Origin of the sequence: Pedomonas sp. V897 (assembly GCF_051304405.1) — a bacterium.
Lineage (GTDB): Bacteria > Pseudomonadota > Alphaproteobacteria > Sphingomonadales > Sphingomonadaceae > Pedomonas.
The window spans coordinates 101193-113397 of record NZ_JBPPGG010000004.1; the positions used below are offsets into that span (position 1 = coordinate 101193).

The following is a 12205-nucleotide window of genomic DNA, read 5'->3' on the forward strand; positions in this document are numbered from 1 at the left end:
CATGCGTGACGATGTGCTGTTTCTTGAGCCGGGTGCGGTGGACCTCGCCACGCTGCGGCGGATTTACGAGGGGCCGGTCCGGATCGCGCTGCGCCCGGAGACGCGGGAGCGGCTGGCGGCAAGCTGTCAGGCGATCGGCGATATTCTCGCCAAGGGCAAGCCGGTCTACGGCATCAACACCGGCTTCGGCCTTCTCGCCCAGACGCGCATTGCGGATGACGAACTGGAAGCGCTGCAACGCAACCTGATTTTCTCCCACTGCACCGGTGTCGGCGAGGCGCTGCCGGAGGCGGTGGTGCGGCTGCTCTTGGTTCTGAAAATCATCGGGCTGGCGCGCGGCCACTCCGGCGTGCGCCCGGAGACGGTGGACGCGCTCATCGCGCTGGTGAACGCGCAGGTCTATCCGGTCATTCCCTCCAAGGGGTCGGTCGGGGCCTCGGGCGACCTTGCGCCGCTGGCGCACATGGCGTCCGTGCTGCTGGGCGAGGGCGCGCTGATGCACCGGGGCGAGATTTTCTCCGCCCGCAAGGGGCTGGCGCTGGCGGGGCTCGCCCCCATGACGCTCGGTCCCAAGGAAGGGCTCGCGCTCATCAACGGCACCCAGGCGTCAACGGCGCTGGGGCTGGCCGGGCTGTTCCTGGCGGAGAACGTGTTCGCCGCCGCAGTGGTGGCGGGCGCGCTCAGCGTCGATGCGCTGAAGGGCAGCGACGTGCCGTTCGACGACCGCATCCATGCGCTTCGCGGCCAGCCCGGGCAGCGGGACGTGGCGGCGGCCTATCGCGCGCTGCTGGCGGGAAGCCTCATCCGCGACTCCCACCGCAATTGCGAGCGGGTGCAGGACCCCTATTCGCTGCGCTGCCAGCCGCAGGTGATGGGCGCGGTGCTGGACACACTGCGCCACGCCGCCGGGGTGCTGGAGCGGGAGGCCAATGCGGTCACCGACAATCCGCTGATTTTCGCGGAAGACCTGGAGGCGCTCTCGGGCGGCAATTTCCACGCCGAGCCGGTGGCGTTCGCGGCGGATTTTCTGGCGGTTGCGCTGGCGGAAATCGCCAACCTCTCCGAGCGCCGCCTCGCCATTCTGGTGGACCCGAAGATGAGTGGCCTGCCCGCCTTCCTCGTCGAGCACAGCGGCGTCAACTCCGGCTTCATGATCGCGCAGGTGACGGCGGCCGCGCTGGCCTCGGAAAACAAGACGCTGGCGCACCCGGCGAGCGTTGATACCATTCCCACCTCCGCCAATCAGGAGGATCACGTGAGCATGGCGACCTTCGCCGCCCGGCGGCTCCGGGACATGGCGGAGAACAGCGCCACCGTCATCGGCATCGAGCTGATCGCGGCGGTGCAGGGCATCGAGTTCCACCGGCCGATGACCTCCTCCACCCCGCTGGAGGAGGCGGTGGCGCTGGTGCGCGGGCGCGTCGCCCACTATGACGCGGACCGCTACTTCAAGCCGGACATCGACGCAGGCCGCGCCTGGGTGCTGGAGGGCGCGTTCAACCGCTGGGTCGCTTCCCTGTTGCCCTCAACCGGAGCAGTGGCATGACGCGGGTTTATGAATTTTCCGAAGGCTCGCTGCCGCTGCTCGTGAGCATTCCGCACGCGGGCGCGGCCCTGCCGGAGCCGATCGCGCGGCGCCTGAGCCCGCCCGCCCGCGCCGTGCCGGATACGGACTGGCATGTGGAGAAGCTCTACGCCTTCGCCAGCGCCATGGGCGCGAGCGTGCTCAAGGCCAATTTTTCCCGTTACGTGGTCGATCTCAACCGGCCGACGGACGGCGGCCTGCTCTACCCCGGCCAGCGGGAGACCGGCCTGTGCCCGCTCATCACCTTCAACGACGAACCGCTCTACGCCCCCGGCGACGAACCGGGGACGGCGGAAATCGCGGCGCGGGTGGAGACCTACTGGAAGCCCTACCACGACCGGCTGGCCGCGACGCTGGCGGCGCTCAAGGCGCGCCACGGCTTTGCCGTGCTGTGGGACGCCCATTCGATCCGCGCCGAGGTGCCGGTGCTGTTCGAGGGGCGTCTGCCGGATTTCAATCTGGGAACCGGCGGCGGCACAGCCTGCCCGGCGGAGATCGCCGAGGCCCTGCTGGCGGTGGCGGCGCGGGCGGAAGGGTTTACCGCCGTGCTCGACGGCCGTTTCAAGGGCGGCTACATCACCCGCCATTATGGCCGCCCGGAGGAGGGCATCATCGCCGTGCAGCTGGAGCTGGCCCAGTCCGCCTACATGGAGCAAAACCGGCCGTCGCTGTGGGATGCGGACCGGGCCGAGCCCGCGCGCGCCGTGATCGAGCAGCTGCTGCGTGTGGCCGTCGAGGGTGCGCGCCGGTTTGCGGGAGGAGGAACGGCCTGACGCCGGTTGTTGCCGTGTGAAACGGTTGCCGCGGTGATCAAACCCGAGTAATGATTCGGGTTATACCGTTGATTTTTCAGCCGGGATAAGTCCGCCGGGGGGAGAGTGGTTTAACTTTTTGTTGACTACTCTCCGGCATGGGACGTCCGACATTCCGTCAAGACTTCCTGGTGGTCCGTTTCGGCGTTGACCAACAATCAAGGACGAGGGGCTTGAGAGTTAGCGCTGTATCGCTTCTCTGCGCTGTGCTTCTCTGCACAGGCCTGCCGGCGCCCCGCTTTGAGGCGGGTGCCGCCCTGGCCCATACCATCGCGCAGGGCGCCGCGACGCCCGACCCGTCCATCGTCGTTGACAGTGCAAGGCTTGCGCGCGTCGTGCGAGGGATCATCAGTTATACGAAATGGCCGGAAGAACCCGCCGTTCTGGAGGTCTGCCTCATCGGGACGCTGCGCCACGGTCAGGGCCTTGAGACGGCCCTTCCCCAGACGCCGGGGCGGGCCTTGCGCCTGCGCCCGGTTGCCAGGGTCGATGCGGAGGCCATGGCGGGCTGCCATGCGGCCTATATCGGCGAGATCAGCGCGGAGGAGCAGGACAAGCTCCGCCTCCTCACCCAACCGCTGCTGACCCTGCGCGAGCATGACCCGCTCTGCCGGAGCGGCAGCATGTTCTGCCTGCGGTTCGCGGAGAAGCGGATCTCCTTCGATCTCAACATCGATGCGGTTGCGCGCAGCGGGCTTCGGGTGGACCCGAAGGTGCTGCTGCTGGGCTACAGGGCAGACCGGCCATGAAATACCGCAAGACACCCCGCGCTGCCTCGTCGCGCTCACAGGAGCAGCCCCGGCTGCGTGATGTGATGCGCCGCCTGCACCTGCGCGTGACGCTGGTGTCGGCGGCTCTGGCGGGGCTGGCCGTGCTGCTGGCGGGCTTTGCGGTCATCCGCTCCTACGCGCTCGACAACCTCGCGCTGATCGGCCAGTCCGCCAGCTATACGGCCGAGGCCGCCACGGTGTTCAACGACGAGGTCGCCCTGGCCGAGGCGCTCGCGCCCACCATCAGCCGCGAAGGGATCACGGAAATCGCGATCATTCTCAGCGACGGGCGCACGCTGTGGCGCTGGCAGCGTCCCGACGCGGGCGCGGGACACCGGCTTCGCCAGTGGATGAACGGGATCATCTTCCCCGACCCGGTGGTGGTGCCGGTCTCCCATCAGGATCAGAAGATTGCGGAGGTGCATCTGCGCGGCGACGCGGGCGGCCTGCTGCGCTACGTGGTGGTTGCCGTCGCCGGCGCGCTCGCCTGCCTCGTGTTCAGCGCCATCACCGCCTTGATCCTCTCCCGGCGGCTTCAGAACACAATCGTGCGGCCGCTGCTGCACCTGACGGCGGTTGCCCACTCGGTGCGGGTCAATCGGACGTTCAACCGGCGCGTGCCGGCGTCGTCCATCGCCGAGATCAGCGCGCTAGCGGATGACTTCAACGCCCTGCTGGCGGAGCTGCAGGCCTGGGGGGAGAAGCTTCGGCAGGAGAATGAATCCCTTGCCCACCTCGCCCTGCATGACAGCCTGACGGGCCTGTCCAACCGGGTGCGCTTCGAGGCCAGTCTGCGTCAGGCGGTGAGTCAGGGGCGGGAGACGGGCGGCCAGGTGGCGCTGCTGTTCATGGACTGCAACGACTTCAAGGCAATCAATGACCAGCTCGGCCATGCCTGCGGCGACGCTGTACTGGCGGAGATCGGCGCACGGATCACGAAACTGCTGGGTGACGCCCATCTGGCGGCCCGCCTTGGCGGCGACGAGTTCGCCATTCTCCTGGCGCCGCTCGACTCCCCGGCGGAGGCCCAAACGCTGGCGGACCGGCTGCTGGAGGCCATGGCCGAGCCGATTCGTCTGCCCGATGGCAGCGACATCACGGCTTCGGTCAGCATCGGCATGGCCTTCTTCCCCGACCCCTGCGGCGACGAGGAAGCCCTGCTCGACGCGGCGGACAAGGCGATGTACGAGGCGAAGCGGTCCCGGCGGCGTGCAGGAGGGCCGGGCGCAGATGTAAATCCCGTGTAAGTCTGACGGAGAGGTATGGTGTTGTCTTTGTTCAAGCGGTTGACCGGTTTTGTTCTGTGCTGCTTCCTGCTGGCAGCCTGTCAGACCACGCCTGTCAAACACGGGCTGACCCCGGAGCAGATTGCAACGCTGAAGGCCGAAGGCTTCGTCGAGACGGACGACGGGTGGATGTTCAGCATAAACGACAAGCTGCTGTTCGACCTGAATGACAGCCGTCTGAAGGAGGATCAGCGCGAGGCAATCCGCCGGCTGACCCGCGTGCTGCTCGGCGTGCAGATCAATGCGGCCCGCGTCGAGGGGCATACGGACGACACGGGCCGGGCGGCGTTCAATGACAAGCTCTCCCGCGAGCGCGCCGAGTCCGTCGCCGGGGCAATGGCCGAGGCCGGCATGCCGCGCCAGAACCTGCGGGTCGAGGGGCTGGGTTCGCGCTATCCGATCGTACCCAACACCACCGAGGAAAACCGGCGCGAGAACCGGCGCGTCACCATCATTGTTGGCGGCACCATCGGCCACTGAGGCCGGGGGCCGATCCGCCCGTCAGGAGGCGGAGGGGCTTGGCGGGATGGTGAGCCCGCGCTGCACGGCGGGTCGCGCCAGCCCCGCCTCCAGCCAGCGCCCCACGTGGGCGAAGCGGGCGAAGTCCACAAGCGCGCCCGCCTCGTAGAAGCCCACAAGGTTGCGCACCCAGCCGAGCATGGAGATGTCGGCAATCGAATAGTCCTCGCCCATGATCCACGGGCGATCCTTCAGCCGCTCGTCCAGCACGCCGAGGAGGCGGCGGGACTCGGCGACGTACCGCTCCAGCGGGCGCTTGTCCTCAAGGGCGCGGCCGTCGAATTTGTGGAAATAGCCCACCTGGCCGAACATGGGGCCAATGGCCGCCATCTGGAAAAACACCCACTGAATGGTCTCCCAGCGCCGGGCCGGGTCCGCGGGCAGCAACTGGCCGGTCTTGTCGGCGAGATACATCAGGATCGCGCCGGATTCGAACAGGCCGAACGGTTTGCCGCCGGGGCCATCGGGGTCGAGGATCGCCGGGATCTTGCCGTTGGGGTTGAGCGCGGGAAATTCCGGCAGCCTGCTCTCGCCGGCCGAGATGTCGATGCGGTGCACCTCGTAGGGCAGGCCGATTTCCTCCAGCATGATGGAGACCTTCACGCCGTTGGGCGTGGGCAGCGAATAGAGCTGGAGCCGGTCCGGGTGCCGGGCCGGCCACCGCCGGGTGACGGGAAAGGCGGAAAGATCGGTCATGGCGCGGGCTCCCGGTCCGTGAAGGGACCACGAGGGTATGGGGCCGAGGGCCGATAATCAACCTGGGCCGGTTCGGGGGGCGAGCGCCCTCCAACCAATAAATGCGTCTATGCTGGCGGGCGCCTTCATGGTTGAGGCGTCGTCTCGGGACCAACCGGAGCGGCGCCACCGTTTCTGGCCAAGAGCGCGCAAAAATTCCCTGTGAGCAGAATTTTTTCTGCGCGGAATTTCCTGGAATATCGGGAGGAAATTGGCGCCCCGTAGGGGAATCGAACCCCTGTTTCAGCCGTGAGAGGGCCGCGTCCTAGGCCGCTAGACGAACGGGGCGCGCTAAGACGATGGGCGTCGTGTACGGGGGATGGGGGTTGCTGTCAAGCGCCTCTTCCACACAAATTTGCAGGGATGCACATTTCACGGTGCGGGGTCGCCCCGGCCCTGCGGAAGCGCCTGCCGCAGCACGCGCACGGCGTTGCCGCCCATGACCTTGGCGATGTCTTCCTCGCTGAGCCCGGCGCGCACGAGACCGGCCGTCAGCGCCGAGATGCCAGCGGAATCCAGCACGGTGGTCACGGCCCCGTCCCAGTCCGATCCCAGCGCCACATGGTCGATGCCCGCCAGGTCGCGCACATGGAGGATGGCGCGGAGGATGCCGTCGAGCGACGCGTCGCAGATGGCGGCGTCCCAGTAGCCGATGGCGACCACGCCGCCGGTGGCGGCGATGCCCCGGATCTCCGCGTCCGTCAGGTTGCGGTTGGTGTCGCAGGTGGCCTTCACCCCGCCGTGGGAAAAGACCACCGGTTTTTGCGCCATGGCCAGCACGTCGGCGATGGTGGCGTGGCTGGCGTGGGCCACGTCCACCACCATGCCGAGCCGCTCCATTTCCCGAATCACCCGGCGGCCGAGCGGCGTCAGCCCGCCCTTGCGCTCGCCATGCACCGAGCCTGCCACCTCGTTGTCGAAGAAGTGGGTGGGGCTGGCCATGCGGTAGCCCGCGTCATGGAGCCTCTTGAGGTTCTCGAACCGGCCCTCCAGATCGTGCAGCCCCTCGACGGAAAGGAGCGCGCCCACAACCGGCTTGCCCGCCGCCCGCTCGGCCAGCAGCCGGTCCAGGTCGGCGCGGGTGCGGATCACCACCAGGCGCCCGCCGGAGCCGTCCGCGAAGCGGTGCAGCTTCTCCGCATGATAAAGGGAGCGCTCAAGCAGCGAGCCCCAGGTGCGCACCGGCTGCAACTGGGCGATGGAGAGCAGGGTGATGTTGTCCGTGTCCCCGGCGTTGCGGTCGTAGTTGAGGCCGCGCGGCGATTTGGTGACGGAGGAGAACACCTGAAGCGCCACATTGCCGTCCTCAAGCCGTTCGAGGTCGATGTGGCCGTGGGCGCTGCGCCGGAGCAGGTCGCGGTTCCACAGCAGCGGGTCGGCGTGCAGATCAACGATCGTCAGGCGCTGGTGCAGCGCGGCGGCCGCGCCGCTGGCCGGGGGCGGCGGGGCGTCGATGAGGCGGTTGACATGCCGGTCATACCAGCCGGGCAGAATGCCAAAAAAACCGGCCAGCCCCAGCGCCACCAGTCCGCCGAAGGCCGCCAGCGCAATCCTCCGTCCCCGTGTCACACGCATCTCCCCCTGTTGCGCGCATGAGCCTGGGGCGGGAGCCTACCGGGGGCGATTCCCGCTGCCAAGTCGCAGGCCCCCCGAACGGGTGGGGGGTGACCCGGGAAAATCAGAAGCTTTCTTCGGCGAAGAGGCGCGTCACGTCGCCTTGCCAGCGGCCATGGTAGGCCTCCAGCAGCCGCTCGGCCGGGGTAATGCCGCTCTCGGCAATCTCGTGCAGCGCGGCGAGGTGCACCGTTTCGTCCTCGCCGCGGGCATTCAGGCGCTTGCGGGCCTTGAGGCCGCCCTCGGCGATTGCCAGAGTCCGGCGCGCCACATCGGCGAGGGTGCCGCCGCGGAACGGCGTCTTGAGGCCGAGGCGCGGCACATCGCGGCGCAGCTGCTCATGCTCCTCGATGGTCCAGTCCTTCGCCAGATCCCAGGCAGCGTCGAGCGCGGCAGCATCGTAGAGCAGGCCGACCCAGAGGGCAGGCAGGGCGGTGATGCGATCGGCGGGGCCGCTGTCCGCCCCGCGCATTTCGAGGAAGGTCTTGAGGCGCACCTCGGGGAAGGCGGTGGAGAGGTGGTCCTTCCAGTCCGCCAGCGTCGGGCGCTCGCCCGGCAGGGCGGCAAGGCGGCCCTCCAGGAAGTCGCGGAACGACTGGCCCGCCACGTCGATGTACTGCCCGTCGCGGAACACGAAATACATGGGCACGTCGAGCATGTAGTCGGCGTAACGCTCGAAGCCGAAGCCGTCCTCGAACACGAAGGGCAACATGCCGGTGCGGTCGGGGTCCGTGTCCGTCCAGATGTGGCTGCGGTAGGAGAGGAAGCCGTTGGGCTTGCCTTCCGTGAACGGCGAGTTGGCGAAAAGCGCGGTCGCCACCGGCTGCAAGGCCAGGCTGACGCGGAACTTCTTCACCATGTCGGCTTCGGAGCCGAAATCCAGATTCACCTGCACGGTGGAGGTGCGGAACATCATGTCGAGGCCGAGCGTGCCGACCTTGGGCATGTAGTTCATCATGATCCGGTACCGGCCCTTGGGCATGACCGGCATTTCCTCGCGGCGGCGGTTGGGAATGAAGCCGTGACCCAGATAGCCGACGCCCGCCGACTGGCCGACCGTGCGGCATTCCTCCAGATGGCGGTTCAGCTCCGCGAAGGTGTCGTGCACTGTTTCCACGGGCGCGCCGGACAGCTCCAGCTGTCCGCCCGGCTCCAGGCTGACGGACGCGCTCCCCTGCTTCAGCGCGATGACGTTGCCGCCTTCCTCGATCGGCTCCCAGCCGAGGGCGGCAAGACCGGCGAGGATGTCGCGGATGCCGCCCGGCTCGTCATAGCGGGGCGGGCGCAAGTCGTTGGTTTTGTATACGAACTTCTCGTGCTCCGTCCCGAGACTCCAGCCGCTTTCCGGCTTGGACCCCGAAGCCAGGTACTCGGCCAGGGTTGCCCTGGACTCGAGAGTCCGTTCATCGTCGCTGCTGGTCACCCGTGTGCTCATGGCCGAGGCCTACTCAACTTTTTTTGCCTTCACAAGGCATGGAATTGCTTGTTTGTTTTCGCTTTGAGAACGCATTGTCACGGGCCATCGACCACGAGCACCGGCCGGCCCCATTTTCACGCCTGCCGCGGCGGTAAAGGACGCGATCCCGGAACCGATTGTTCCGTATCAGGACCAATCGCCCTGCGCCGCCTGCCACAGGCTGACGGCGGCGACCGCGGCGGTATCCGCCCGGAGAATGCGCGGCCCGAGCGACAGGGGAACGGCCGAAGGCATCGCCCGGATCATCTGCCGCTCCTCGTCCGTGAACCCGCCTTCCGGGCCGATGAGGATGGCGGCGGGCGCGCCGCGCGGCCGATCCTTCAGCGCCTCCAGCATGGGCGTGCCGCCGGTCTCGTCGCAGAACAGCAGAGTGCGCTCGGCAGGCCAGCTTGCCAACAGCTTTTCCAGCGGCGCCGGTTCGGCAAGCGTGGGCAGCGCCGTGCGTCCGCACTGCTCGGCCGCTTCCACCATATTGGCGTGCAGGCGGTCCAGCGGCACCCGGTCAACGATGGTGCGCCGGGTGATGACCGGCTGCACCTGCGCGACGCCCAGCTCGCACGCCTTCTCCACGATGAAGTCGATGCGCCCGCGCTTGATGGGGGCGAACAGCAGCCACAGGTCCGGCACGGTCTCGAGCGGGCGCAGCTGCCGGCGGACGGAGAGCTTCGCCTGCTTGCGGTGGGGATCGTCGATGACCGCCTCCCACTCGCCGGTTGCGCCGTCGAACAGGGCGACGCTGTCACCCGCCTGCATCCGCATCACCTCGATGAGGTAATGGCTGGCCTCGCGCGGCAGGACGACGGGCGCGCCGTCGGCGAGGCGCTGGGAGACGTAGAGGCGGACAAGAGGCTTGGACATGCGGGAAACCGGTCGGAGTGTGGTGGTGGTTGGGCGGGGCCGATCTGCTTGACACGAATGAAGGGGCGTTTGAAGGAAGGACCATTCGTTAGCACGAGGGTTACGCCATGCACCAGTCATCCGGTTCATTCTCCCCCGATCAGCCGCCGGTGACGCCAGACGCGGTGCGGGGCAGCTGGGTGGAAAGGATGCCGTCAGGGTGGCAGCCCTATCTGCGGCTCTCCCGGCTGGATCGGCCCATCGGCACCTGGCTGCTGCTGTTGCCGTGCTGGTGGTCGGCCTCGCTGGCCTCCGCCTCCACCGGGCAGGGGTTCCCCGACCTGACGCTGCTGCTGCTGTTCGCGCTGGGCGCCATCGCCATGCGCGGCGCGGGATGCACCTTCAACGACATTGTGGACCGGGACATCGACGCCCGGGTGGCGCGCACCCGCAACCGCCCGCTCCCGGGCGGGCACGTGACCCTGGCGCAGGCCTGGGTGTGGCTGTTCATGCAGTGCCTTGTCGGGTTGGCCGTGCTGCTCATGCTGACGCCCGCCGCGCAGGTTGTGGCGCTGGGCTCCATCGCGCTGGTGGCGGCCTATCCGTTCATGAAGCGGATCACCTGGTGGCCGCAGGCGTGGCTCGGCCTCACCTTCAACTGGGGCGCGCTGGTCGGCTGGTCCGCCGTCACCGGCGACTGGCCCGCGCTGCCCGCCCTCCTGATGTACGCGGCCGGCGTGTTCTGGACGCTGGGCTACGACACCATCTACGCCTTTCAGGACATGGAGGACGACGCGCTGGTCGGCGTGCGCTCCTCCGCCCGGCGGCTGGGCAGCCACGGGCGGGCGGGCGTCTCGGTGTTCTATATGCTGACCTCCGTGCTGCTGCTGGCCTGTCTGTACGCGGCGGGCTCGGGCAAGGTCTGGCTGCTGCTCCCCGCGTTCGTTCACATGGCCTGGCAGGTGCGCACGCTCCGGCCCGAGAACACGCCGCTGTGCCTGCACCTGTTCCGCTCCAACCGCGATTGCGGCCTGCTGGTCTGGGGCGCGTGCCTTTTTGCCATGTGAGGGACGCAGCGTGAGGGAGGCGGGGGCCGCCGCCATGCGTTCAGAGCGGGAGGCGGCTCCCATATCCGCCCGGAACTGTTCTGGCGTTCAGAATTGTTATGGCCCTGTTTGCGATCATTCACTAATCGGACTGCCATGTTGACGATTGATGCCGCGCTTGAGCGCCTGACCACCCTGATCGACCGTGCCCGCAAGGCGGGCGCGACCGCTGCCGATGCCATCTACGTGGAGGATGCCTCGGTTCATGCCCAGGTGCGCCTCGGCGAGCTGGAGGATGTCTCGCGCTCGGAAGGGGCGGAGATCGGCCTCAGGGTGTTCGTCGGCCAGCAGATGGCGAGCGTTTCCACCTCCGACTTCTCGTCCCAGGGGGTCGATGCGCTGGTGGAGCGGGTCGTTGCGATGGCGAAGGCCGCGCCGCCCGACCCCTACGCGGGCCTCGCGCCGGAGGAGATGCTGCTCAAGGGCGCGCTGCCCGATCTCGACCTCTACGACGACACCCCGGTGGATGCGGACCGCCTCAAGATGGAGGCGCTGGCGGCGGAGGAGGCCGGGCGCGCCGTGCCGGGGATCGCCAACAGCGAGGGCGCGTCGGCCAGCGCAGGCGAGGTGGTGATCGCCATCGCCACGTCCCACGGCATTGCCCACGGCTACCGCACCACCTCCCACAGCGTCTCGGCCACCATGGTGGCGGCGGGCGAGGGCGGCATGGAGCGGGATTACGACTACTCCTCCGCCCGGCACCGCTCGGACCTGGAGCCGGCCGCGCTGGTTGGCCGCCGCGCCGCCGAGCGCACCGTCCGGCGCCTCAACCCGATCAAGCTGTCCTCCGAAGTCATGCCGGTGGTGTTTGATCCGCGTCTTGCCTCGGGGCTGGTCGGGCATCTGATCGGGGCGATCACCGGCTCGTCCATCGCCCGCAAGTCCAGCTTCCTGCTGGACGCCAGGGGCAAGCAGATCTTCGCGCCGGGGATCACCATCCGCGAGGAGCCGCTGCGCCGGCGCGGCCTGCGCTCCCGCCCCATGGACGGCGAGGGCCTGCCGACGCGGACGCTCGATATCGTCTCGGACGGCGTGCTCACCACCTGGCTGATGGATTCGGCCTCGGCCCGGCAACTGGGCGAGAAACCCACCGGCCATGGCTCGCGCGGAATCTCCGGCCCGCCGGGCACCAGCGTCGGCAACCTCATGCTGATGCCGGGCACGGTCTCCCGCGCCGACTTGCTGCGGGACATCAAGCGCGGCTTCTACGTGGTCGAGCTGATCGGCAGCGGCGTCAACGGCATCACCGGCGACTACAGCCGGGGCGCGGCGGGCTTCCTCATCGAGAACGGCGAGCTGACCCGGCCGGTGGCGGAGGTCACCATCGCCGGCAACCTCAAGGACATGTTCGCCTCGCTCGTGCCTGCCGATGATCTGGAATTGCGCTACGGCATCGATGCGCCCACAGTACTCATTCCCCGCATGACGGTGGCGGGGAACTGAGCGAGCCCCTAGCTGCGAGTT

11 protein-coding genes and 1 tRNA gene are annotated in these 12205 nt (G+C 68.3%); 7 read left to right on the forward strand and 5 right to left on the reverse strand.

The window, feature by feature from the left end:
- Window position 1 precedes the first annotated feature (1 nt).
- The 5 genes from hutH to ACSJJU_RS11255 all read left to right on the forward strand — a co-directional run bounded on the left by hutH (window position 2) and on the right by ACSJJU_RS11255 (window position 4933).
- Window positions 2–1546: a histidine ammonia-lyase gene (gene hutH, locus ACSJJU_RS11235; RefSeq protein WP_435915560.1), complete on the forward strand. Its 1545-nt coding sequence runs from the start codon at window positions 2–4 to the stop codon at window positions 1544–1546.
- Window positions 1543–2358 carry an N-formylglutamate deformylase gene (gene hutG, locus ACSJJU_RS11240; protein ID WP_435915561.1) on the forward strand — a complete coding sequence of 272 codons (816 nt, stop codon included), beginning with the start codon at window positions 1543–1545 and terminating at the stop codon, window positions 2356–2358. The genes hutH and hutG overlap by 4 nt, the downstream gene beginning before the upstream one ends.
- A gap of 374 nt (window positions 2359–2732) precedes the next feature.
- On the forward strand, window positions 2733–3146 hold the full coding sequence (locus ACSJJU_RS11245) for a YfiR family protein (protein WP_435915562.1): 414 nt from the start codon (window positions 2733–2735) through the stop codon (window positions 3144–3146).
- The gene (locus ACSJJU_RS11250) at window positions 3143–4414 is read left to right on the forward strand and encodes a diguanylate cyclase domain-containing protein (RefSeq protein ID WP_435915563.1); all 1272 of its coding nucleotides are present in this window, start codon (window positions 3143–3145) and stop codon (window positions 4412–4414) included. Before ACSJJU_RS11245 ends, ACSJJU_RS11250 begins: the two co-directional genes overlap by 4 nt.
- A 15-nt stretch (window positions 4415–4429) precedes the next feature.
- The gene (locus tag ACSJJU_RS11255) at window positions 4430–4933 is read left to right on the forward strand and encodes an OmpA family protein (RefSeq protein ID WP_435915565.1); all 504 of its coding nucleotides are present in this window, start codon (window positions 4430–4432) and stop codon (window positions 4931–4933) included.
- A gap of 21 nt (window positions 4934–4954) precedes the next feature.
- On the opposite strand, the gene ACSJJU_RS11260 is transcribed toward ACSJJU_RS11255, so the two are convergent.
- The 5 genes from ACSJJU_RS11260 to ACSJJU_RS11280 form a co-directional block, all read right to left on the reverse strand.
- Window positions 4955–5668: a glutathione S-transferase N-terminal domain-containing protein gene (locus tag ACSJJU_RS11260; protein WP_435915566.1), complete on the reverse strand. Its 714-nt coding sequence runs from the start codon at window positions 5666–5668 to the stop codon at window positions 4955–4957.
- 251 nt (window positions 5669–5919) lie between these two features.
- Window positions 5920–5995: transfer RNA gene (locus ACSJJU_RS11265), tRNA-Glu, on the reverse strand.
- Window positions 5996–6079: 84 nt separating this feature from the next.
- Window positions 6080–7282, reverse strand: a complete 1203-nt coding sequence (locus ACSJJU_RS11270) for a dipeptidase (RefSeq protein WP_435915567.1) — start codon at window positions 7280–7282, stop codon at window positions 6080–6082.
- Between the two features lie 103 nt (window positions 7283–7385).
- Window positions 7386–8756, reverse strand: a complete 1371-nt coding sequence (locus ACSJJU_RS11275; protein WP_435915569.1) for a glutamate--cysteine ligase — start codon at window positions 8754–8756, stop codon at window positions 7386–7388.
- Between the two features lie 168 nt (window positions 8757–8924).
- The gene (locus tag ACSJJU_RS11280; RefSeq protein ID WP_435915570.1) at window positions 8925–9656 is read right to left on the reverse strand and encodes a 16S rRNA (uracil(1498)-N(3))-methyltransferase; all 732 of its coding nucleotides are present in this window, start codon (window positions 9654–9656) and stop codon (window positions 8925–8927) included.
- 107 nt (window positions 9657–9763) lie between these two features.
- On the opposite strand from ACSJJU_RS11280, the gene ubiA reads away from it, so the two are divergent.
- Together ubiA and ACSJJU_RS11290 are read left to right on the forward strand one after the other, a co-directional pair.
- Window positions 9764–10702, forward strand: a complete 939-nt coding sequence (gene ubiA, locus ACSJJU_RS11285) for a 4-hydroxybenzoate octaprenyltransferase (protein WP_435915571.1) — start codon at window positions 9764–9766, stop codon at window positions 10700–10702.
- A gap of 135 nt (window positions 10703–10837) precedes the next feature.
- Window positions 10838–12184, forward strand: coding sequence for a TldD/PmbA family protein (locus tag ACSJJU_RS11290; RefSeq protein WP_435915572.1), 1347 nt, complete (start codon window positions 10838–10840; stop codon window positions 12182–12184).
- Window positions 12185–12205 lie beyond the last annotated feature (21 nt).

Coding starts and splice junctions, on each gene's coding strand:
- ACSJJU_RS11275 (WP_435915569.1), bottom strand. CDS start 8,756: ATGAGCACACGGGTGACCAGCAGCGACGATGAACGGACTCTCGAGTCC.
- ACSJJU_RS11270 (WP_435915567.1), bottom strand. CDS start 7,282: ATGCGTGTGACACGGGGACGGAGGATTGCGCTGGCGGCCTTCGGCGGA.
- ACSJJU_RS11280 (WP_435915570.1), bottom strand. CDS start 9,656: ATGTCCAAGCCTCTTGTCCGCCTCTACGTCTCCCAGCGCCTCGCCGAC.
- ACSJJU_RS11260 (WP_435915566.1), bottom strand. CDS start 5,668: ATGACCGATCTTTCCGCCTTTCCCGTCACCCGGCGGTGGCCGGCCCGG.
- hutG (WP_435915561.1), top strand. CDS start 1,543: ATGACGCGGGTTTATGAATTTTCCGAAGGCTCGCTGCCGCTGCTCGTG.
- ACSJJU_RS11250 (WP_435915563.1), top strand. CDS start 3,143: ATGAAATACCGCAAGACACCCCGCGCTGCCTCGTCGCGCTCACAGGAG.
- ACSJJU_RS11290 (WP_435915572.1), top strand. CDS start 10,838: ATGTTGACGATTGATGCCGCGCTTGAGCGCCTGACCACCCTGATCGAC.
- ubiA (WP_435915571.1), top strand. CDS start 9,764: ATGCACCAGTCATCCGGTTCATTCTCCCCCGATCAGCCGCCGGTGACG.
- hutH (WP_435915560.1), top strand. CDS start 2: ATGCGTGACGATGTGCTGTTTCTTGAGCCGGGTGCGGTGGACCTCGCC.
- ACSJJU_RS11255 (WP_435915565.1), top strand. CDS start 4,430: ATGGTGTTGTCTTTGTTCAAGCGGTTGACCGGTTTTGTTCTGTGCTGC.